Source organism: Comamonas aquatica NBRC 14918, from assembly GCF_000739875.1.
Lineage (GTDB): Bacteria > Pseudomonadota > Gammaproteobacteria > Burkholderiales > Burkholderiaceae_C > Comamonas > Comamonas aquatica.
Genome location: NZ_BBJR01000054.1, coordinates 29,280 through 48,956, shown reverse-complemented (window position 1 = coordinate 48,956; position 19,677 = coordinate 29,280). Strand labels below are relative to the sequence as shown.

Genomic DNA, 19,677 nt, shown 5'->3' with positions numbered 1-19,677 from the left:
CAGCCCGGAGCAAAACGGCATGGTCGAGCGCGTGATCAGAACGCTCAAAGACCAATGCGTGCACCGCCACCGCTTCGAGACACTGCAGCACGCCAGTCGTGTGATCGCAGATTGGATCGGCTTTTATAACTACCGGCGCCCTCATCAGGCGCTGGGCATGAAGACCCCCGCTGAGGCTTATGCTTTAGCAGCCTGACCTGTGCAGAAACCGCTGGGTCAATACATGGCGGTCATCGGCATTTTGGCGGCGGTGGCCTATCCCAGCTACATGGAGCATGTGCGCAAGACACGCCGGGTGGAAACGCAGACGCTGATGATGGATGTGGTGACGCGCCAGCAACAGCGCATGCTGGATGTGCGCAGCTATGCCACGACCTTGTCTGACCTGGGGGTGACGTTGCCTGCGCAGGTCGACAGCGCCTATACCCTGACACTGACCCTGAGTGCAGCTGGTACGGTGCCTGCTTTTACGCTGACCGCAGCGCCGAAGGGGGCGCAGGAGCGCGAGTCGTGTGGCACGCTGAGCGTGACCAACCGTGCGGTCAAATCCCCGGCAAAGTGCTGGTAGGAGGCAGTGATGACCATCCCTTCCTCACCTTCCCGGCAGCAGGGTTTCACGCTGGTCGAGCTGATGGTCACGCTGGTGGTGCTGAGCGTCTTTCTGGGCCTGGCGGTGCCATCGTTCCGCGGGCTGCTGGATGCCCAGCGGCTGAAAGCCATGGCCTATGACATGGTGGCCGACCTGAGTTTGGCGCGCAGCGAGGCCCTCAAGCGGGGCAGCGATATCACCTTGACGCCGCAGCAGACCGGGGACTGGACCGCCGGCTGGACGTTGACGGTTGGTACGGAGGTGGTGGCGCAGCGCGCAGGCGCTGGCTCCAGCGTGCGCGTGGTGCAGGCGCCGGCGACCGTGACGTTTGATCGCAATGGCAGGGTGGCGAATGCCACCGCTGTCACGCGTTTTGGCCTTGAGGATCGGCAAGCGAACAGCCACCGGTGCATTTCGCTGGACCCCTCGGGGCGGCCCAAGAGTGTGCTTTCGCCATGTCCAACGCCATGAAACCCTCTCTCGCCGTGCGCCACCGTGAACGTGGCGCCTCTTTGCTCGAAGTGCTGGTCGCCATGCTGGTGGTGGCCTTCGGCCTTCTGGGTTACATCGCCCTGCAAGGCAAAAGCGTGGCCGCCACCATGGAAGGGGCGCAGCGCACCCAGGCCTTGATGCTGGTGAACGATCTGGCGCAGCGCATGGAACTTAACCGCTGGAATGCCGATGCCTATGTGGCCAACGACATCGGTGTGACCGCGCCGGGGGATTGCACAACGGCTGGCTGGACGCAGGCGCAGCGTGATTTGTGCGAGTGGAGCCTGAACATCCGTGGGGCGGCGGAAACCGTGGGCACCAGCCAGGTCGGGGCCATGCTGGCGGCCAGGGGGTGTGTGAGCAAGCTCAGCAGCCTGTCCACCCCGGCCATGCATTACTACCAGATCACGCTGGCGTGGCAGGGCATCAACGCCAGCGCTGCCCCTGTGGCCGTGTGTGGTAAGGATGCGTATGCGTCTGAAAATACCCGCCGGGTGGTGACTGCCGTGGTGCAGGTCGCACAGTTGCAGGAGGCCACACCATGACGCAGCGCAGTGCACCTCGTGCCCAGCTGGGCCTGAGCGTGGTCGAGCTGATGGTCGGCATGGTGGTTGGCCTGGTGCTGGTCGCCGGGCTGGCGCTGATGTTTGCCAACAGCAGCCGCTCCAGCAATGCGCTGAACCAGAGCTTGCGTCAGATCGAGAACGGCCGGTACGCCATGGAGTTGCTGCAGGACGACCTGAGCATGGCTGGTTTTTATGCCGAAGTCCCCATGGACAGTCTGGCGTATTCCTTGCCTGCAGCGTGTGCGACCGCGCTCAATGCCCTGGGCTGGGATGCCTCTTCACCGGCTACCCCCTTGGCACCGATGCCGCTGGTGGGGGTGGGTGCGACGGAGGCGCTGGCGTGCATCAGCAACCGGCGTGCGGGGACGCCGGCGTTCGTGGTGCACCGCCTGGGCACGGACAGCGTGGCCGTCGCATCGGCGCAGGCGGGCACGGTCTATGTGCAGACCTCGCGTTGCAACAGCGACAGCGCCAGCACCCCGTTCGTGGCGGCGACGCAGACCGCCAGCTTTGTGCTGCGCGAGCGCAAGTGCAATCAGCTGACCGCGGTGCGCCCCTATGTCTCGCGCATCTACTACATCGCGTCGTGCAGCGAGTGCACCGGGGCTGGGGACGGCATCCCCACGCTGACCATGGCCGAGCTGCGTGGCGCGGCCTATGTGCCGGTGCCCCTGGTGGAAGGTGTGGAGGACATGGTGCTGGAATATGGGTTTGACACAACAGCTAGCAGTGCCGCAGCCAGCAGCAACGACAGCAAAGGCGCCCCCGATGTGTACCGCACCGCACTGAGCGGCGTGGCCGGTGCTGCAGACAACGACTGGAGCAATGTGATGAGCGTGCGCATGCATTTGCTGGTGCGTTCCCAGGATGCGTCGCCTGGCTTTGACGATGGTGGGCGCAAGTACCACCTGGCCGATGTGGAGCACGGGCCTTTCACCGATGGCTTCAAGCGGCGCGTGTATTCCAGCACGGTGCGGCTGAACAATGTGGCGGGGCGGCGTGAAGTGCCGGTGCCGACCGTGCCTGCCTCGTCGGGTGGCGGCGCGACCACGGGAGGGACGACACCATGAAGGCACGCATCCCCCACGCCGCGCAGCGGGGTTTCTCCCTGGTCGTTGCCTTGATCTTCCTGGCCATCCTGAGCATCTTGGCGGTGGCCGTTTTCCACAGCGTGAACAACGAGCTGCGCATCGTCGCCAATGCACAGTCGCGCCAGGAAAGCCTGTATGCCGCGCAGCTGACCATCGAGGAAACCATCGGCGCGACCGACTTTTTCAAGAACCCCGACGGCGTGGCCAACAAGTCGTTCGAGGTCGACATGAATGGCGATGGCGTGGCCGATTATGTGGCCAAGGTGGTGCCGCGGCCCACCTGCTACCGTGCCAAGAACATCCAGGCCTCGGAGCTGCCTGCCGCACCACGCGGCGGCACGGCGGCAGACCCGTACGCGCCTTGCCGTGCGGAACAAAAACAGGGCAGCACGTTTGTGGAGTCCGAGGCGGCGGTGGCCAGCGCCAGCCCCGAAAGTTGTGCGAACAGTGACTGGGATATCGGCGCACAAGTCACCGATGCCGCATCGCAAACCCGGGTGGCAGTCCACCAGGGGGTGAGTGTGGTGATCTTTGGCAATGAGGTCGCAAACTATTGCGGCACGGAATAGAAGAGGTCCGCTATGCAGACTGCCATCTGGAAAAAATTACCGCGCACCGTGCTGTGCATGCTGTGGGGTCTGGTAGCCGGCAGTGCCTCGGCACAGTACAGCAGCGACATCGACATCTACAGCGCGGCGGGCGGCTCTGGTGTGGCCAACGTGCTGTTCATCATCGACAACTCGGCCAACTGGAACGCCAACAATGGCCAGGGACCTTGTTATTACGAAGGTACCCAGGGCCCGACCACGAATGGCAAGAAGTTCAGCGTCGAACAGTGCGCGCTGTACAAGGTCATCAAAGGACTGGACGTGGGCGCTGGCGATGTGCCGCTGTTCAATATTGCGTTCATGGTCTTCAACGAGACCAATGTGGGGACCGGCGCGCGCGTCATCCAGGCGTTCACCCCGGTGACTGCGGCGGGCAAGACGACCTTGTTGAACACGGTGAAGAACCTGACGCAGAACCAGTCGCCCTCGCCCACTTCGTATGGCTTGGCGATGCACGAGGCCTACCTGTATTACGCCGAGAAAGCGCCCTACGCAGGGCAGCGTGCCGGCACCTTGCCGTACGACCCGAATGCCTTCGAGGGCGGCAAGTACAAGCTCAACGCGACCGCGGCGAATTGCCCGAAGAACTACGTCATCCTGATTGCGAATGGTCCACCGCAGAAAGACTTCGTTAAGGATGCGGATGTGAAGAAATTGCTGGATGAAGTACACGGCAGTACGGCGCAGATTACCTATTCTTCCGGTGTGGTGGACAAAGAAGACGCAGACAACTGGACGGATGAGTACGCCCGGTTTTTGCGCGGTATCAACGCCAAACCAGAAGCACAGTTGGTGAATGTGACTACCCATGCGATCGCGGTGACTGGTGCTTCCAGCGACGATGCCAGCTATCCCGCGATCTTCAAGGGCATCGCTAGCCAGGGCGGGGGTGATTTCTACGAGGCCAGGACCGTGTCCGAGCTGACCTTGGCCCTGGGGGACATCTTCAACCGTATGCAGGCGGTGGACAGCGTGTTTTCCGCTGCCAGCCTGCCCGTCAGTGTGAACGCCCAAGGCACCTACCTGAACCAGATCTTCATGGGCATGTTCCGCCCCGATGGCAATGGGGCGCCCCGCTGGCGCGGCAACCTCAAGCAGTACCAGTTCGGCTATGACGTGGTGACCGACGGCTTGTTCCTGGCTGGCGCCAACGGGCGCAGTGCGGTCAGCTCCACCACCGGCTTCATCGAGCCGGGTGCGGTGTCGTTCTGGACGCAGCCGAGCAGCTTCTGGGTGAACGACCCCATGGGGACGCCGAAATCCACCTCGGACTCGCCCGATGGCGAGGTGGTCGAGAAGGGGGGCGCCGCGCAGATGCTGCGCGGGGTGTACGCCACCTCGCAGGATGCCCGCAAGGTGCTGACCTGCGTGGGATGCGCCAAGGACACGAACCTCGCGACCAATGCGGCGACCCAGTTCTCGGTGGCCAACAGCAGCAACCTGAGCGCCGTGGCGGCCGACACCACCGAGCGCAACCAGCTGATTGCCTGGGTGCGCGGTACGGACAACCGCAGCCCGTCGGACGAGAAGGGCCCCGGTGGCACGACCACCATCCGTTCCAGCGTGCATGGGGATGTGCTGCATTCGCGGCCCGCCGTGATCAACTACGGCACCGACAAGGCCCCGAACATCGTGGTGTTCTACGGATCCAACGATGGCATGCTGCATGCCATCAACGGCAATGTTCCAACCGATTCCGCCGATGCTGGCAAGGAGCTGTGGGGCTTCATTCCCCAGGAGTTCTTCCCCAAGTTCAAGCGCCTGCGCGACCAGTCGCCCGACATTCGCCTCTCCACCACCACCCTGGCCAGCGCGACGCCCAGGGACTACTTTGTCGATGGGCCGATCAGCATCTACCAGCATGTCAACCAGGCGGGAACAACCACCAAGGCATGGCTCTACATGGGCATGCGCCGCGGGGGGCGCATGGTCTATGCCCTGGATGTCACCGACCCTAGCAACCCCAAGTTCCTGTGGAAGAAGACATCGGCCGACACCGGGTTCTCGCAGTTGGGCCAGACCTGGTCGGAACCCCGGCTGGCCAGGATCCGGGATACCGCCGCCACCTCCAAGCTGGTGCTGGTCATGGGCGCCGGCTATGACGCTACGGCGGAAGACGTCACGCCACCCGGGACCACCACCATGGGCAATGCGGTGCTGGTGCTGGATGCCGAAACCGGCGCCCTGCTGAAGTCGTTCGCGACCCTGCGCAGCGTGCCGGCGGATGTCAGCCTGCTGGATTCGGACGGCGATGGCTATATCGACAGGGCCTATGCCGTGGACACCGGGGGCAACCTGTACCGCATCGATTTTGAAACCATGGACACGGTCGGTGCTGATGTGTGGAAGAGCTTCCGGCTGGCCGCATTGATCAGCGATACCGCCGTGCGTAAGTTCTTCTATCCGCCTAGCCTGGTCATGACTCGTGATTTCACGGCTATCCAAGTGGGTTCCGGGGACCGAGAAAAACCGCTGACCACTCAAGGTAGCGATGCGTTCTTCACCGTGTTTGATGACCATCTGACCAAAGGATGGACGTCACCGGCGGATTACACCCCTGTCAGTTTCAGTGGTCTGGGGCAGGTGGGGGTGGAGAACCAGAACATGCAGGCCGGGTGCTACCTACTTTTGGAGAGTAAAGATAAAGACGGGAACCGAGTTAATGAAAAAGTTGTGAATGCAGCGACTACTTTCCGCGGCGTGACGTACTTCGGTACTAACCGGCCTAAAACTGGATCGGAGATAGGGCCTGCTTGCTCTGCTAATTTGGGTGTTGCCAAGTCGTACGCCGCGCCGCTGTTCTGCCGTGCGGCCACTTCGCAGATCCTCAATGGCGGTGGTCTGCCGCCCAGCCCGGTGTCCGGGTTCGTGAGCATCTCGTACACGGACAGTAACGGCCACACGGTGACCAAGAAGAAGGAATTCCTGATCGGCGCACCCAACGCCAAGGGCTCGGGCATCGAGACCAGCAACACGCCCTCCACCATCAACGTGCCGCGCAAGCGCCGCTACTGGTTCGAGGAATCGGCCCGCTGAAGGCGCGGTGAGGGCCTGCCGGGGGCAGGCCCTGGCCTCACCACTGTCCGGCTTCCAGGCGGATGGCCACTTCGCAATCGTCAAAGATCGCCAGCTTGGCCACCGTCACACGCACACCGCGCACACCGGGCAAGGCCAGCAGGTTCTGCGCCAGCAGGCCGGTCAGGCGCTCCAGCAGGTCGGAGTGGCCCGCCGTGCAGGTGGCGATGATGGCCTCGCGCGCCAGCCGGTAGTCCAGCACCTCGGAAATGTCATCGCGCGCCGGCAGCAGGGGCAGCGTTCCCAGGTTCAGTTCGGCATCCACCCGGATCGGCTGTGCGGCCGCGCGCTCGTGGTCCAGGATGCCCAGGTGCGCGTTCAGGCGCAGCCCGGTGAGGAAGATCGTGCGTTGGCCGGTGGCAGCAGAGGACATGGTGCAGCAGGTGCCGCCCCGGCTGGCGTGCAGCCGCGGACAGCGTGGAGGTGAATCGGGGGTGGCAGGGGTGTCCATCGTCGCCCTGGGCTGGTGCCGCATGCAGCTTGTGCGCCCGGGCTTTCGACTGCGACGACAATGCAGGGGTGATGACAGAACCCGCAATTTTAATGAGCGCCTTGCGTTCGCACATCGATCAGGCCATTGCCGAGGCCGGTGGCTGGCTGGGCTTTGACCGTTTCATGGCCCTGGCCCTGTACACCCCCGGGCTGGGCTATTACGCCAACGACACGGCCAAGTTCGGGGCCATGCCCGATTCCGGCAGCGATTTCGTGACCGCGCCCGAGCTGTCCCCCGTGTTTGGCCAGTTGCTGGCTGCGCAGGTGGCCGAGGCCCTGGCCGCGACCGGCACGCGCGAGGTGTGGGAGTTCGGTGCCGGCACCGGGGCCCTGGCCCTGCAGGTGCTAGATGAGCTACAGCGCCTGGGCGTGGCCATCGAGCGCTACACCATCGTCGACCTGTCCGGCACGCTGCGTGCGCGCCAGCAGGCGCGTCTGGCGGCCCATGCGCCGACCGTGGTCTGGGCCGATGCCCTGCCTGCGCGGATGCAGGGCGTGGTGATCGGTAACGAGGTGCTGGATGCCATGCCCGTGCAACTGCTGGCCCGTGTAGGCGGCGTGTGGCACGAGCGCGGCGTGGCACTGCAAGGCGAGGCCCTGGTCTGGGCCGACCGCCCCACCGACCTGCGCCCCCCGCTGGAGGTGGAGGGCGAGCACGATTACGAGACCGAAATCCACGCCCAGGGCGAGGCCTTCATCCGCACCCTGGGCGAGCGCCTGGAGCGCGGTGCCGCCTTCTTCATCGACTATGGTTTTGGCGAGTCGGAGTACTACCACCCGCAGCGCCACATGGGCACCACGGTCTGCCACTACCAGCACCAGGTGGACAGCGATCCGCTGGACAAGATCGGCCTCAAGGACATCACGGCCCACGTCAACTTCACCGGCACCGCCGTGGCTGCGCAGGAGGCCGGCCTGGAAGTGCTGGGCTACACCACCCAGGCGCATTTCCTCATCAACTGCGGCCTGCAGCAAAAACTGGAGCAGCTGACGCAGATCCAGCGCGTGCCCGCGCTCAAATTGATGATGGAACATGAGATGGGCGAGCTGTTCAAGGTCATCGGTCTGTGCAAGGGCGTCGAGCCCTGGAACGCCCTGGGCTTTGTTCAGGGTGATCGCACCCACCGGCTCTGAGCCCCGACCGGACGCTGTACATGATTCGCTGGATGCTGCTGATCTTTGTCCTGCTGGTGCTGCTCAACAGCGCCACCGGGGTGATCCGCAAGGTCGGTCTGGGCCGCCTGCCCGGGGACTTCACCTTCCGTCTGCTCGGGCGCGAGGTTTTCCTGCCCTGCGCCAGTGCCGTGCTGGTGACGGTGCTGCTGTTCAGCACCATCAAATTGCTGGCCTGGTTGTTCTGAAAAAGTGAGCTGCTGGCGCAGGCTGCATCAGCGAGAAACCGCCTTTTGTTCAAACATCGACCGGCCGAGGAGCGTGCCTGGCCGACTTGCAAAAAGCGGGCCCACCACCATGTGCAGGCTTTGAGAGTTCCTGGAGCCGCCATGACCACGCCCGAAGCCCTGCACATCGTCTGCCCCCACTGCCACAAGACCAACCGCGTGGCGGCCCAGCACCTGGGCCATGCGCCCGACTGCGGCAGCTGCCACCAGCCGCTGTTCACGGGGGAGCCCGTGGCGCTGGACGCCGACAGTTTTGCCAAGCACGTGGGGCGCAGTCACATCCCGGTGGTGGTGGACTTTTGGGCCCCCTGGTGCGGTCCCTGCCGCATGATGGCGCCGGCCTTTGCCCAGGCCGCCCAGCAGCTGTCGCCCCAGGTGCGACTGGCCAAGCTGGACACCGAGGCCCACCCCCAGGCGGCCGCCCCGTACAACGTGCGCAGCATTCCCACCATGATCGTGTTCCAGAACGGCGTGGAAAAGGCCCGCATCTCCGGTGCCTTGCCCGCTGGCGAGATCGTGCGCTGGGTGCGCTCGGTGGTGGGCTGAGCACCGCTCAGCAGCCCAGGTCACGCAACTGGAGGCGGGCTTGGTAGAGCGCCAGCTCGGCCTGGCCTTTTTGGTCGGCGCGGGCCTGGGCAACCTGGGCCTCCAGGCTGGGCAAGCGCAGGTCCAGCCATTCGCAGTGCAGCTTGTCGGAGGCGCTGAGTCGCATTCTGCGCCGGTCGACAGCCAGTGCTTGCTGTGACTTGCCGGTGATCGGGCCTATGGCTTCGGCGATTTGGCGATGGGTGATCTCGCGTTGCACATCGGGGTGGCGTTGTACTTTGCCGGTGGATTGGTTGAGCCCTTGCGTCGGCGTGGTGTCGATCACCAGGGCACCGAGACAGGGTTCGTGGGAATAGCTGGTTTTGTCGTGGATGTCACAGCGGTAGACCTGCTGCGCCTGTACGTGGCAGGCGACCAGGCCCCACAGCGCAGCCATGGCGAGAGGTGTTGAACGCATGCACCGGATGGTAGGTAGGGGCTGCCTGCGGGTGACGTCCAGCGATGCCCGCAGGCCAGCCCCTCCACGGTGTTGTCACCCGCTGACGCAGCCGCTCAGCGGGAGGGTGCTGCAGACAGCGCTTGCAAGGCCTGCACCAGCGCCTGGATGTCGGCATCGGTGGTGTGGGCGCTGACCGAGGCGCGCACCACGGCGCTCAAGTCGCGGGCCTGCATGTCCAGCGGGGTGAAGCCCATGCCGCTGGCGGCCACCTGGATGTGGCACTGCAGCAGTGCCTGCTGCACCTGGGCAGGGGTGTGGCCCTGCAGTGTGAACGGCACGATGCCGCAGTCGGCGGGGGCGGCAGCCAGGCTGTGCAGGCGCAGGCCCGGCACGTCCGCCAGGGCGCTGCGCAGTTGCCGGGCGCGCTCGGCGATGGCGGCAAAGCGCTGCGCCCAACCCTCGGCCTGGGCCGTGTCCAGCGCGGCCAGCAGGCCCAGCTTGAGGGCGACGGAGGATTCGGACTGCTCCAGCATCCGCGCATCCTGGCGCAGCACCGGGCCGGTGGGGGTGATGGGGCAGGACACATGGTCCACCGTCATGGGCTGCAGACGTGCGGCAAAGCCGGGTTTCAGGTACACCAGCCCGGTGCCGCGCGGGCCACACAGCCATTTGCGGCCCGGGGCCGTAAGCACATCGCACTGCAGGGCTTGCACATCGACGGGGATGTGGCCCAGGGCCTGGGCCGCATCGATGATGTAGGGGATGCCATGGCGGGCGCACAGCTGGCCCAGGGCCTGGGCGTCATACACCGTGCTGCCGTTGGCCGGCACCCAGGTCAGCGCGATGAGCTGGACGCGCGCGTCCAGCCCGGCCTCCAGCGCCGCCATGTCGATGTGGCCGTCCGCGGTGCAGGGCATGGTCTCCACCACGCAGCCGGTGCGGGCCTGCAGCTGCAGCAGCATCGCGTAGTTGCCACCCCATTCGCCCGGCGTGACCAGCACGCGGTCCCCGTCCTGCAGAGGCAGGGCGCCGACCACGGCACACCAGCCGTGGGTGTTGCCGGTGGTCAGGGCGATATCGGCCGGCTGGCATTGCAGCAGCGCCGCCAGCTGGGCATAGAGCTGCAGCAGCAGGGGCTGGGCCTGCTGGGCGGCCACGTAGGAGCCCAGGGCCTGCTCGCGCTGCATGTAGTCGGTGACCGCCTGCAGCACGCGGTCCGGCATCAGTCCGCCGGCGGCTTGGTTGAAGTAGTGCATGGTGGGGAACAGAGGGGGCAGAGGCCCATGCTAGCGCGACCCGGCGACCCGGCGGCGCGCCAGGGGCCGGGGCCGTGCCCACAGGCGGCCAGACCCTTCGTGCATCGGCAAAGGGTTAGCAGCGCAGTGCGCGAAAACGCGCCTGGGCCTGTTCCAGCGCGGGCAGCTGGGTGTCCAGGGCTGAACATTCCAGCTGGGCCGCATGGGGCAGCTGGCGCCGGCGCAAGGCAATTAGCAGATTTTCGGGCGACAGGCCCTGCATCTGGGCGGTGCCGGCACTGACCCGCAGGGCCAGTGCCCCCCTGGCGGGGCGCTGTGCGCCACCAGGGGCTGGGCCATGGCGGCGGGCGTGGCCACGGCCCAGACGGTCCAGGCCATCGCGCGGCCGACGCTGCGCTTGCGGCGTGGTTGGCGTGTGCTGGGCATGGCAGGCCGCACGGTGATGTCAAACCGCCCGCAGCTGGGCCAGCTCGGCATCGGTGAACACGCGCGAGCGGGTCAGGAAGGCCTTGCCTTCAGGGCCTTCCAGCGACAGGGTGCCGCCGCCATGGCCGTCGATCACGTCGATGATGAGCTGGGTGTGCTGCCAGTACTCGAACTGCGAGGCGCTCATGTAGAACGGCAGGCCGCCGATCTCGCCCAGCTGCACATCGCCGGGGCCGATGGTCAACTCGCCCTCGATGTAGCAGTTGGCGGCGCTGTTGTCGCAGCAGCCCCCGGATTGGTGAAAGAACAGCCGGGGCCCGTACTTGGTGCGCAGCACGTCGATCAACTCCAGCGTGGCGGGCGTGGCAATGACGCGATCGACCATGGGGTGCTCCTGGTAAGAAAAAGAGAGCGCGGTGCGCAGGCTGCACAAGCGCTATCAGGTGATTTCATTCACATCCTGCAGCGCCTGCAGCGCCTGCAGTACCTGCCGTAACCGGGTGGAGCGTGCTGCCGGCCCACCGTGGGCCCAGTGCCACGGCGGTGTGGCGGCCCGGGGGGCGGTGGCGGGCGGCACGCTCCAGGTCTGGTTTAGAAGAAGCCCAGCTTGTGCTCGGAGTAGGACACCAGCAGGTTCTTGGTCTGCTGGTAGTGGTCCAGCATCTGCTTGTGGTTCTCGCGCCCGATGCCCGACTCCTTGTAGCCCCCGAACGCCGCGTGCGCGGGGTAGTGGTGGTAGCAGTTGGTCCACACGCGCCCGGCCTTGATGGCGCGGCCCATGCGGTAGGCCACATTGCCGTTGCGGCTCCAGACGCCGGCGCCCAGGCCGTAGAGCGTGTCATTGGCCAGGGCCAGGGCTTCTTCCTCGGTCTTGAAGGTGGTCACGGCCAGCACGGGGCCGAAGATCTCCTCCTGGAAGATGCGCATCTTGTTGTGGCCCTTGAAGATGGTGGGCTGCACGTAGTAGCCGCCGGACAGGGCACCGCCCAGCTGGGCCTGGGCGCCGCCGATCAGCACCTCGGCACCTTCCTGCCGGCCCAGGTCCAGGTAGGACAGGATTTTGGTCAGCTGCTCCTTGCTGGCCTGCGCGCCCATCATGCTGCTGGGGTCCAGCGGGTCGGCGTGCTTGATGGCTGCCACGCGCTGGAGCACGCGTTCCATGAACTTGTCGTAGATCGACTCCTGGATCAGGGCACGGCTGGGGCAGGTGCAGACCTCGCCCTGGTTGAAGGCGAACAGCACCAGGCCTTCGATGGCCTTGTCGAGGAAGCTGTCGTCCTTGTCCATCACGTCGGCGAAGAAGATGTTGGGCGACTTGCCGCCCAACTCCAGCGTGGCCGGGATCAGGCTGTTGGCCGCCGCCTGGGCGATCACGCGGCCGGTGCTGGTGGAGCCGGTGAAGGCGATCTTGGCAATGCGCTTGCTTTGCGCCAGCGGCATGCCGGCCTCGCGGCCGAAGCCGTTGACGATGTTCAGCACGCCGGGCGGCAGCAGGTCACCGACCAGGCCCATCAGCACCAGGATGGACACGGGCGTGGATTCGGCGGGCTTGAGCACCACGCAGTTGCCCGCGGCCAGCGCGGGCGCCAGCTTCCAGGCCGCCATCAGGATGGGGAAGTTCCAGGGGATGATCTGTCCGACCACGCCCAGTGGCTCGTGGAAGTGGTAAGCCACGGTCTCGTTGTCGATCTGGCTGATGCCGCCTTCCTGGGTGCGCACCGCGCCGGCAAAGTAGCGGAAGTGGTCGGCGGCCAGCGGAATGTCGGCGGCCAGCGTCTCGCGGATGGCCTTGCCGTTGTCGATGGTCTCCACATAGGCCAGCAGTTCGCGGTGGGCATCGATGCGGTCGGCCATCTGCAGCAGGATGTTGCTGCGCTCGGTGGCCGAGGTCTTGCCCCAGGCGTCGGCCGCGGCGTGGGCCGCGTCCAGGGCCTTTTCGATGTCGGCCGCCGTGCCGCGTGCCACGCGCGTGTAGACCTGGCCGGTGATCGGCGTGACCACATCGAAATACTCGCCACCGCTGGGCGGCACCCACTGGCCGCCGATGTAGTTGTCGTAGCGGTCTTGGTAGTGGTGCAGCGCACCGGATTGGCCGGGAAGGGCATAAGCCATGGCAAACCTCCAGAACAAAGGAAACGAGGGTGGGTGTGGGCCGACGTGGGCCCAACCGGCACATCTTCCTCTGTGTCCCTGCCCGGGTGTTTGGCGGTTTTCCCTGGGAAGCGCTGCCTCGGCGTCCCCGCCTACAGCACCTGGGCCACGGCCTGCTGGCGCGCGCTGGCCACGGCCTCGCCAATCGCCGGGCCCTTCAGCCCGCGCTGGGCCGCGGCCTGGGCGACGGGCGCAGTGTCCACGGCCAGGGCTGCGTCCAGTGCCGTCTGCAGGCGCTGGCGCTGAGGGTAGGGACGGTCCTCGAAGCCGGTGCGCCCCCGGGCATCGCATTCGCAGGCCAGCAGGGCCTCGGCAAAGCGCGCGGGCTTGCGCAGGGCGTCGCAGCGCTCCAGCAGGCGCAGCACGGCCGCGGCGTTCATCTCCCCGCTGCGGTGGATGTTGCCGTGCTCGCGCGCCACCACGTCGGCCAGTTCCTTGCAATCGTTGGGCACGCGCCAGCGCGCGCACACGCCCTGCAGCAGCCGGGCGCTGCGCTGCTCGTGGCCGATGTGGCGCGGCAGCATCTCGGCCGATGTGGTGCCCTTGCCGAAATCGTGGCACAGGCAGGCAAAGCGCACGCTCAGCGGCGATTGCAGCTGTGCGGCCATGTCCAGCACCAGCATGGCGTGCACGCCGCTGTCCACCTCGGGGTGGTATTCGGCGCGCTGGGGCACGCCCCACAGGCGGTCCAGCTCGGGCAGCAGCACGCGCAGGGCGCCGCAGGCGCGTAGCACCTCGAACATGCGCGAGGGCTGGGCCTCCATCAGCCCGCGGCTGATTTCCTGCCAGACGCGCTCGGGCACCAGGTGGTCGGCCTCGCCCGCGGCCACCATCTCGCGCATCAGCTGCAGGGTCTCGGGGGCCACATGGAAATCGGTGAAGCGCGCGGCAAAGCGCGCCACGCGCAGGATGCGCACCGGGTCTTCGCGGAAGGCCTCGGTCACATGGCGCAGCACCCTGGCCTGCAGGTCGGCCTGGCCGTGATAGGGGTCAAAAACGTCTTCAGTGCCCGTCCAGCCTGCGGGAGCTGCTATCGCATTGATGGTGAGGTCGCGCCGCGCCAGGTCTTCTTCCAGCGTCACGTCGGGGGCAGTGTGGACCACAAAGCCGCGGTAGCCCATGCCACTCTTGCGCTCGGTGCGCGCCAGGGCGTATTCCTCGTGGGTCTCGGGGTGCAGGAACACCGGGAAATCGCGCCCCACGGGCGTGAAGCCGCGCGCCGTCATGTCTTCGGGGGTGGCGCCCACGACCACCCAGTCAGTGTCGTGCACCGGGCGCTGCAACAGGCGGTCGCGCACGGCGCCGCCAACCATGTAAATCTTCATGCGGCCAAGTGTAGGGCCGCTGCCGTCGCCGACGCCCGGCAGCGTGCGATGCACCGCGCCCGCCGGGGGACGGATTTTGTTTGTATAGTCGCCCCCTTCTTGCCCTGGGGTGCGCCATGTCCTTGCTTTCTTCCCTCACCATTGCCCAGTTGAACCCGGATGGCAGCGTGCCTGTGCCCGAGGCCCCGGACGCCCAGGCCCAGGCCGCCGCCGCGGCACTCGAGCGCGAAGCCCAGTTGGAAACCCTGCAGGAACAAATGGAGGCGCTGCAGGAGGTGCTGGCCAAGCCGCTCAAGGACATCCTGGCCGACCACGCGCAAAGCCAGAAGACCGCCGCCGCCTGGGAGGCCTTTGGCGCCATGTGGATGCTGTCGCAGCGCGCCATGCGCCGCGTGGCCATGGAGCTGGCCGCGCAGCAGGGCGTGAGCGAGGACGAGGTGGTGGCCCGGGCCCTGCGCTACGCCAACGCGGTGCTCAACACCGAGGACGAAGACCTGGGCGGCACCCTGGCCCCGGCCCAGCTGGCGCACATTGCGCGGCACAAGCCCATGCTGCGCAAGCAGTTCAAGTAGGCCCGCCCACCAGGGGGACCGGTGCGCCACCCGGCGCGTTTCAGCGCTGGGTGCGATAGGGTTCGTCGAAGTCGCGGAAGTCGTGTTCGGCCTCGGCCTGCGTGATCCAGGCCTGGACGGCCGGCACGGCGCGCACGCGCTGCACGTAGTCGGCAATCGCGGATGGCACGGGCAGGCCGTAGGTGTGCAGGCGCATGCACACCGGGGCGAAGTAGGCATCGACCATGCTGAACCGGCCGAACAGCATGGGGCCGCCGTGGGATTGCAGCAGTTCGCTCCACATGTCGACCAGGCGGGCCACATTGGCGCGCACGGCCACCTGCTCGGCCCAGATCTTGGCGCCAACCTCGGGCAGCTGGGCCTCGATGTTCATGGGGCAGTGGCTGCGCAGGGCGGTGAAGCCGCTGTGCATCTCGGCGCAGAGGCTGCGGGCGCGGGCGCGGTCGGTCACCGACGCCGGCCAGATGCCGGCCTTGGGGAAGGTCTCGGCCAGGTACTCGGCAATCGCCAGCGTGTCCCAGATGGCCAGATCGTCGTGCACCAGCACGGGCACGGTGCCCGTGGGCGTCAGGGGGCGCAGCGTGCGCTTGAACTGCGAATCGGGCGCGAAGCTGTCGAAGCGCACCAGGACCTCGTCGAAGGCGATGCCCAGCTGGCGCATCGCCACCCAGGGGCGCATGGACCAGGAAGAGTAGTTCTTGTTGCCGATGTAAAGCTGCAGCATAGGGGGTCCGTTCTCACAACCATGTGACGTCGTGGCACTGTAGCGCGTGTTGTAATTCCGGCCTATGCATACCTCTGCGCTTGTGATGTTTTCGGGTGGACAGGACTCCACCACCTGCCTGGCCCATGCCCTGTCGAAGTACGACCGGGTCGAAACCCTGGGCTTTGACTATGGCCAGCGCCACAGCGTGGAGCTGCAGGCGCGGCTGACGGTGCTGCAGCAGCTGCGCACGCAGTTTCCCCAGTGGGCGCCCAAGCTGGGTGAGGACCATGTGCTGAGCCTGGACGTGCTCAAGCAGATCGGCGGCTCGTCCCTGACCGAGGACGTGGCCTTCGCCATGCAGGCCGACGGCCTGCCCAACACCTTTGTGCCCGGGCGCAACCTGCTGTTCTTGACGCTGGCCGGCGCCCTGGCCTACCGGCGCGGGCTGCAGGTCATCGTGACCGGTGTCTGCGAGACGGATTTTTCCGGCTATCCCGACTGCCGCGACGACACCATGAAGGCCATGCAGCTGGCGCTGAACCTGGGACTGGAGCGGCGCCTGCGCATCGAGACGCCGCTGATGTGGATCGACAAGGCCGCCACCTGGCAGATGGCCCTGGACCTGGGCGGCGACGCCCTGGTGCAGCTGATCGTGCAGGACACGCACACCTGCTACGAGGGCACGCGCGATGTGCTGCACGCCTGGGGCCACGGCTGCGGCCACTGCCCGGCCTGCGACCTGCGCGCCAAGGGCTGGCAGCGCTGGCGCGCGGCCCAGGCCGCTTGAGCGCGGAGGGGGCTGAAGCTGCGCCTGGGAAATGGCCGGATGCCAAGCCCTTAGCCCTTAGCCCTTAGCCCTTAGCCCTTAGCCCTTAGCCCTTAGCCCTTAGCCCTTAGCCCAGGGGTGGCGCGTCTGATGGACATGCCCGGCACCTTCCGCGTGCCGTTGGGGTTGGTAAGACAACTGCTCATTTTCAGGAGCTGTCTGCGCACGCTGTTCAAGCGTTTGCAGATGTTTTATATCTGCATCGCAAGGCAGTCGCGCGCGTCACGCTTCCTTTTTTGAACGGGGTCGTAGCCCGGCCTGGGCGGCGCGGGTTTGCGCCACCATGTCGGCCATCCAGGCCTGGCTTTCGGGCAGGGCGAACAGGAAGTCCCAGATGGCGTCGTGCTGGCGCGGCGTCAGGCTGTGCGGGCCGTGGCGGCGCATGTGACCTTGCAGGCGCTGCACCTCGGCGCGTGTCAGCGGCTGGTGCATGGGGGTGAGGGGCGGGCGCGATTGCAGACGGCGCTGCGGGACGGATTTTTGCTTGCGAACGGGCATACCAACAGTCAAACAGGCCAGACCACGCCGTTGTCGTTCAGGATGGCATCCAGCGGCAGGTCGTGGGATTCCGGCAGGAAATCTTCAATGAAACCCTGGGTGAAGCCCAGCCCCACCGTGTGCGGTGCGGGGCGCAGGCCGGCCAGGGTGCGGTCGTAAAAGCCCCCGCCATAGCCCAGGCGGTAACCGCCGGGGCCGTAGCCCACGCAGGGCACGAACAGCAGGGTGGGGGTGATCACCTCGGTGTCCTTGGGCTTGGGAATGCCGTAGGCATCCTCCTCCATGGGACAGCCAGGGTGCCAGGCATGGAAGCGCATGGTCTTGGTGATCTTGTCGATCACCGGCAGGCCGATGCGGCGGCGCTGGGGCTTGTCCAGCAGTTCGCCGTCTTCCTTCCAGCGGTGCAGCACGGGCAGGGGATCGAACTCGCCCTTGATCGGCCAGTAGGCGCCGATCACGGTGTCCGGACGGTCCACCAGCCAGATGCGCATGACACGTTGCAAATCGTCCGCGCGCTGTAGGCGATCCACCATAGTGAGGCGTTGCTGTACCAAGGTGCGTCGAAGGGCCGCTTTGTCCATCACATAATTCCTCTATGCCATTGCACAAGATTCTGACACCGCTTTGCGCGGCCCTCGTTTTTAGCGTTCCAGTTTTCTCGGCCGTTGCCCAGACCGCCGCGGGCGACAACGTGTTGCTGCAGATGCAGGAAGCGGCGCGCAAGGGCGACAAGGCACGGCTGGCGGCCCTGCTGCCCCAGACCGCCGGACACCCGCTGGAGCCCTGGGCGGCCTACTGGGAATTGAAGGCCCGCCTGGAAACCTCGAACCAGGCCGAGGTCGATGCCTTCCTGCAGCGCTGGCGCGGCACCTACCAGGAGGACCGTCTGCGCAACGACTGGCTGCTGCTGCTGGGGCAGCGCCGCCAGTGGTCTGACTTTGCCCGCATGCTGGCCGATTTCCGCATGCAGGACGACCGTGAGGTGCGTTGCTACGACATGGCCGTGCAGACCATCGAACGCCGCCAGCCCGAGCATGCCGCCCAGGAGGTGGTGCGTCTGTGGCACGCCCAGCGCGATGCCGACGATGGCTGCACCTATGCCGCCAGCGAGCTGTACGCCATCCAGCAGCTCGACGATCTGGCCGTGTGGAAGCGCGCGCGCCTGTCCGCCGAGCAAAACCGCCAGACCGGCACGCGCCGTGCCGTCACCATCGTGGCGCCGGATGCGCTGTCGCACCTGACCGAGGTGTTTGCCTCGCCGGCCAAGTACCTGGCCGGCACCAGCAAGGTGCGCGGCAACACCCGGCGCGAGCTGGCCGTGCTGGCGCTGATTCGCATGGCCAGCACCGACCCCGACCAGGCCGCCAGCCTGATGGACAGCCGTTGGGCCGCCCAGCTGCGGGCCGAAGAGCGTGATTGGGTCTGGGGCGTCATCGGCAAGGTCAGCGCACGGCGCCTGGACAGCAATGCGGTGGCCTATTTCGACAAGGTCGGCAAGCCGGAGCGCATGTCCGACGAGTCGCAGGAATGGATGGTGCGCGCCAACCTGCGGGCCGGCCAGTGGCACACCGTGCGCAAGACCATCGATGCCATGCCGCCGTCGCTGCAGGCCGACAGCGCCTGGGTCTACTGGAAGGCCCGGGCCCTGCTGAGCGACCGCCGCGGCGGCGAGGCCGAGCGTGCCGAGGCCCAGCGCCTGCTGCAGAGTATTGCCAGCGTGAAGGGCTTCTACGAAAAACTGGCGTTGGAAGACCTGGGCCAGGCCGTCACCGTGCCGCCCGCCCCACAACCGCTGACGGTACAGGAACAGGCGGCCGCAGCCAGCAACCCCGGCCTGCAGCGCGCGCTGTATGCGATCCGCATCGGCCTGCGCAGCGAGGGCGTGCGCGAGTGGAACTACAGCGTGGGCCTGCATGTGCCTGGCGGCATGAACGACCGCGAGTTGCTGGCAGCAGCCGATCTGGCCTGCAAGGCCCAGGTCTGGGACCGCTGCATCAACACCAGCGAACGCACGCGCGAGGCTATCGACTGGAAACAGCGCTTCCCCATGCCCTTCCACGACGCGGTGATCGCCAAGGCCAACAGCATTGGTTTGGATCCGGCCTACGTCTACGGGCTGATCCGCCAGGAAAGCCGCTTCATCATGGATGCGCGTTCGCACGTCGGGGCCTCGGGCTTGATGCAGGTGATGCCGGCGACCGCCAAGTGGACGGCGCGCAAGATCGGCATGACCGACTTCCAGCCGCAGATGATCAATGACCGCGATGTGAACATCACCATCGGCACGTCCTACCTGAAGCTGGCGCTGGATGACTTCGAGGGCTCCATGGCCATGGCTGCCGCCGGTTACAACGCCGGCCCGGGGCGCCCCCGCAACTGGCGCAACGGCCCGGTGCTGGAGGGTGCCATCTGGGCGGAGAACGTGCCGTTCACCGAAACGCGCGACTACGTCAAGAAGGTGCTGTCCAACACCACCAACTACGCGGCCATGATCACCGGCCGCCCCCAGTCGCTGAAGGCGCGCCTGGGCACGGTGGGCCCCAAGGTAACCACGGCCGAGTACAACCCCGACCTGCCGTGAGCGCTACTCGGCCCCAGCCTCACGGCGTGGGGCCTGCA

At 66.4% G+C, this 19,677-nt stretch carries 22 protein-coding genes; 13 read left to right on the top strand and 9 right to left on the bottom strand.

Annotated features, from left to right (window positions below; all coding sequences use genetic code 11):
• The 7 genes from CA2_RS13130 to CA2_RS13100 all read left to right on the top strand — a co-directional run.
• Positions 1-196: integrase core domain-containing protein (locus CA2_RS13130; RefSeq protein ID WP_156106056.1), on the top strand; the 196-nt coding region annotated here is incomplete at its 5' end.
• Between the two features lie 3 nt (positions 197-199).
• Entirely contained in the window at positions 200-568 is a 369-nt protein-coding gene (locus CA2_RS13125; RefSeq protein WP_042418010.1) for a type IV pilin protein, read from the top strand.
• A 9-nt stretch (positions 569-577) separates the two neighbouring features.
• Entirely contained in the window at positions 578-1,060 is a 483-nt protein-coding gene (locus CA2_RS13120) for a GspH/FimT family pseudopilin (protein ID WP_042418007.1), read from the top strand.
• Entirely contained in the window at positions 1,057-1,626 is a 570-nt protein-coding gene (gene pilV, locus CA2_RS13115; protein WP_156106054.1) for a type IV pilus modification protein PilV, read from the top strand. The genes CA2_RS13120 and pilV overlap by 4 nt, the downstream gene beginning before the upstream one ends.
• On the top strand, positions 1,623-2,717 hold the full coding sequence (locus CA2_RS13110) for a PilW family protein (protein WP_174435616.1): 1,095 nt from the start codon (positions 1,623-1,625) through the stop codon (positions 2,715-2,717). The genes pilV and CA2_RS13110 overlap by 4 nt, the downstream gene beginning before the upstream one ends.
• A complete protein-coding gene (locus tag CA2_RS13105; protein ID WP_042418001.1) occupies positions 2,714-3,307 on the top strand; it encodes a pilus assembly PilX family protein in 594 nt (197 codons plus the stop codon). The genes CA2_RS13110 and CA2_RS13105 overlap by 4 nt, the downstream gene beginning before the upstream one ends.
• A gap of 12 nt (positions 3,308-3,319) precedes the next feature.
• Positions 3,320-6,382 (top strand): pilus assembly protein, encoded by a 3,063-nt coding sequence (locus CA2_RS13100; RefSeq protein ID WP_042418000.1) that lies wholly within the window; start codon positions 3,320-3,322, stop codon positions 6,380-6,382.
• 37 nt (positions 6,383-6,419) lie between these two features.
• On the opposite strand, the gene CA2_RS13095 is transcribed toward CA2_RS13100, so the two are convergent.
• Positions 6,420-6,794, bottom strand: a complete 375-nt coding sequence (locus CA2_RS13095) for a dihydroneopterin aldolase (protein WP_042417998.1) — start codon at positions 6,792-6,794, stop codon at positions 6,420-6,422.
• 242 nt (positions 6,795-7,036) lie between these two features.
• Here CA2_RS13095 and CA2_RS13090 point away from each other — a divergent pair, with 242 nt between their 5' ends.
• The 3 genes from CA2_RS13090 (at position 7,037) to trxC (ending at position 8,859) form a co-directional block, all read left to right on the top strand.
• Complete coding sequence (locus CA2_RS13090; protein WP_042418021.1) at positions 7,037-8,047, top strand: class I SAM-dependent methyltransferase; 1,011 nt, start codon at positions 7,037-7,039, stop codon at positions 8,045-8,047.
• A gap of 20 nt (positions 8,048-8,067) precedes the next feature.
• Entirely contained in the window at positions 8,068-8,274 is a 207-nt protein-coding gene (locus CA2_RS13085; protein ID WP_042417995.1) for a DUF2905 family protein, read from the top strand.
• 141 nt (positions 8,275-8,415) lie between these two features.
• Positions 8,416-8,859: a thioredoxin TrxC gene (gene trxC / locus CA2_RS13080; protein ID WP_042417992.1), complete on the top strand. Its 444-nt coding sequence runs from the start codon at positions 8,416-8,418 to the stop codon at positions 8,857-8,859.
• Between the two features lie 7 nt (positions 8,860-8,866).
• Here trxC and CA2_RS13075 read toward each other — a convergent pair whose 3' ends face one another.
• From CA2_RS13075 to CA2_RS13055, 5 genes are all read right to left on the bottom strand, one after another.
• The gene (locus CA2_RS13075; protein WP_042417988.1) at positions 8,867-9,316 is read right to left on the bottom strand and encodes a hypothetical protein; all 450 of its coding nucleotides are present in this window, start codon (positions 9,314-9,316) and stop codon (positions 8,867-8,869) included.
• A 95-nt stretch (positions 9,317-9,411) separates the two neighbouring features.
• Positions 9,412-10,554: an aminotransferase class V-fold PLP-dependent enzyme gene (locus CA2_RS13070; protein WP_052369938.1), complete on the bottom strand. Its 1,143-nt coding sequence runs from the start codon at positions 10,552-10,554 to the stop codon at positions 9,412-9,414.
• A 445-nt stretch (positions 10,555-10,999) separates the two neighbouring features.
• A complete protein-coding gene (locus tag CA2_RS13065; protein WP_042417981.1) occupies positions 11,000-11,365 on the bottom strand; it encodes a DUF779 domain-containing protein in 366 nt (121 codons plus the stop codon).
• 206 nt (positions 11,366-11,571) lie between these two features.
• Complete coding sequence (gene exaC / locus CA2_RS13060) at positions 11,572-13,092, bottom strand: acetaldehyde dehydrogenase ExaC (protein WP_042417978.1); 1,521 nt, start codon at positions 13,090-13,092, stop codon at positions 11,572-11,574.
• Between the two features lie 131 nt (positions 13,093-13,223).
• Complete coding sequence (locus CA2_RS13055) at positions 13,224-14,456, bottom strand: multifunctional CCA addition/repair protein (protein WP_042417975.1); 1,233 nt, start codon at positions 14,454-14,456, stop codon at positions 13,224-13,226.
• Between the two features lie 116 nt (positions 14,457-14,572).
• Here CA2_RS13055 and CA2_RS13050 point away from each other — a divergent pair, with 116 nt between their 5' ends.
• On the top strand, positions 14,573-15,028 hold the full coding sequence (locus CA2_RS13050) for a hypothetical protein (RefSeq protein ID WP_042417972.1): 456 nt from the start codon (positions 14,573-14,575) through the stop codon (positions 15,026-15,028).
• A gap of 40 nt (positions 15,029-15,068) precedes the next feature.
• Here CA2_RS13050 and CA2_RS13045 read toward each other — a convergent pair whose 3' ends face one another.
• Positions 15,069-15,752: a glutathione S-transferase family protein gene (locus CA2_RS13045; RefSeq protein WP_042417969.1), complete on the bottom strand. Its 684-nt coding sequence runs from the start codon at positions 15,750-15,752 to the stop codon at positions 15,069-15,071.
• Between the two features lie 64 nt (positions 15,753-15,816).
• Between CA2_RS13045 and queC the strand changes: the two genes are divergently transcribed.
• On the top strand, positions 15,817-16,521 hold the full coding sequence (gene queC / locus CA2_RS13040) for a 7-cyano-7-deazaguanine synthase QueC (protein ID WP_042417966.1): 705 nt from the start codon (positions 15,817-15,819) through the stop codon (positions 16,519-16,521).
• A 261-nt stretch (positions 16,522-16,782) separates the two neighbouring features.
• Here the strand turns inward: queC and CA2_RS13035 are convergent, their stop codons facing one another.
• Entirely contained in the window at positions 16,783-17,058 is a 276-nt protein-coding gene (locus tag CA2_RS13035; protein WP_042417963.1) for a hypothetical protein, read from the bottom strand.
• 8 nt (positions 17,059-17,066) lie between these two features.
• Positions 17,067-17,639: a 5-formyltetrahydrofolate cyclo-ligase gene (locus CA2_RS13030; RefSeq protein ID WP_042417960.1), complete on the bottom strand. Its 573-nt coding sequence runs from the start codon at positions 17,637-17,639 to the stop codon at positions 17,067-17,069.
• A 14-nt stretch (positions 17,640-17,653) separates the two neighbouring features.
• Between CA2_RS13030 and CA2_RS13025 the strand changes: the two genes are divergently transcribed.
• Positions 17,654-19,639, top strand: coding sequence for a lytic transglycosylase domain-containing protein (locus CA2_RS13025; RefSeq protein ID WP_042417958.1), 1,986 nt, complete (start codon positions 17,654-17,656; stop codon positions 19,637-19,639).
• Positions 19,640-19,677 lie beyond the last annotated feature (38 nt).

What these genes read in the sequence shown, in the direction of transcription:
- CA2_RS13120 (WP_042418007.1), top strand. Translation starts at nt 578, where the DNA reads ATGACCATCCCTTCCTCACCTTCCCGGCAGCAGGGTTTCACGCTGGTC.
- pilV (WP_156106054.1), top strand. Translation starts at nt 1,057, where the DNA reads ATGAAACCCTCTCTCGCCGTGCGCCACCGTGAACGTGGCGCCTCTTTG.
- CA2_RS13110 (WP_174435616.1), top strand. Translation starts at nt 1,623, where the DNA reads ATGACGCAGCGCAGTGCACCTCGTGCCCAGCTGGGCCTGAGCGTGGTC.
- CA2_RS13105 (WP_042418001.1), top strand. Translation starts at nt 2,714, where the DNA reads ATGAAGGCACGCATCCCCCACGCCGCGCAGCGGGGTTTCTCCCTGGTC.
- CA2_RS13100 (WP_042418000.1), top strand. Translation starts at nt 3,320, where the DNA reads ATGCAGACTGCCATCTGGAAAAAATTACCGCGCACCGTGCTGTGCATG.
- CA2_RS13095 (WP_042417998.1), bottom strand. Translation starts at nt 6,794, where the DNA reads ATGTCCTCTGCTGCCACCGGCCAACGCACGATCTTCCTCACCGGGCTG.
- CA2_RS13090 (WP_042418021.1), top strand. Translation starts at nt 7,037, where the DNA reads ATGGCCCTGGCCCTGTACACCCCCGGGCTGGGCTATTACGCCAACGAC.
- CA2_RS13085 (WP_042417995.1), top strand. Translation starts at nt 8,068, where the DNA reads ATGATTCGCTGGATGCTGCTGATCTTTGTCCTGCTGGTGCTGCTCAAC.
- trxC (WP_042417992.1), top strand. Translation starts at nt 8,416, where the DNA reads ATGACCACGCCCGAAGCCCTGCACATCGTCTGCCCCCACTGCCACAAG.
- CA2_RS13075 (WP_042417988.1), bottom strand. Translation starts at nt 9,316, where the DNA reads ATGCGTTCAACACCTCTCGCCATGGCTGCGCTGTGGGGCCTGGTCGCC.
- CA2_RS13070 (WP_052369938.1), bottom strand. Translation starts at nt 10,554, where the DNA reads ATGCACTACTTCAACCAAGCCGCCGGCGGACTGATGCCGGACCGCGTG.
- CA2_RS13065 (WP_042417981.1), bottom strand. Translation starts at nt 11,365, where the DNA reads ATGGTCGATCGCGTCATTGCCACGCCCGCCACGCTGGAGTTGATCGAC.
- exaC (WP_042417978.1), bottom strand. Translation starts at nt 13,092, where the DNA reads ATGGCTTATGCCCTTCCCGGCCAATCCGGTGCGCTGCACCACTACCAA.
- CA2_RS13055 (WP_042417975.1), bottom strand. Translation starts at nt 14,456, where the DNA reads ATGAAGATTTACATGGTTGGCGGCGCCGTGCGCGACCGCCTGTTGCAG.
- CA2_RS13050 (WP_042417972.1), top strand. Translation starts at nt 14,573, where the DNA reads ATGTCCTTGCTTTCTTCCCTCACCATTGCCCAGTTGAACCCGGATGGC.
- CA2_RS13045 (WP_042417969.1), bottom strand. Translation starts at nt 15,752, where the DNA reads ATGCTGCAGCTTTACATCGGCAACAAGAACTACTCTTCCTGGTCCATG.
- queC (WP_042417966.1), top strand. Translation starts at nt 15,817, where the DNA reads ATGCATACCTCTGCGCTTGTGATGTTTTCGGGTGGACAGGACTCCACC.
- CA2_RS13035 (WP_042417963.1), bottom strand. Translation starts at nt 17,058, where the DNA reads ATGCCCGTTCGCAAGCAAAAATCCGTCCCGCAGCGCCGTCTGCAATCG.
- CA2_RS13030 (WP_042417960.1), bottom strand. Translation starts at nt 17,639, where the DNA reads ATGGACAAAGCGGCCCTTCGACGCACCTTGGTACAGCAACGCCTCACT.
- CA2_RS13025 (WP_042417958.1), top strand. Translation starts at nt 17,654, where the DNA reads ATGCCATTGCACAAGATTCTGACACCGCTTTGCGCGGCCCTCGTTTTT.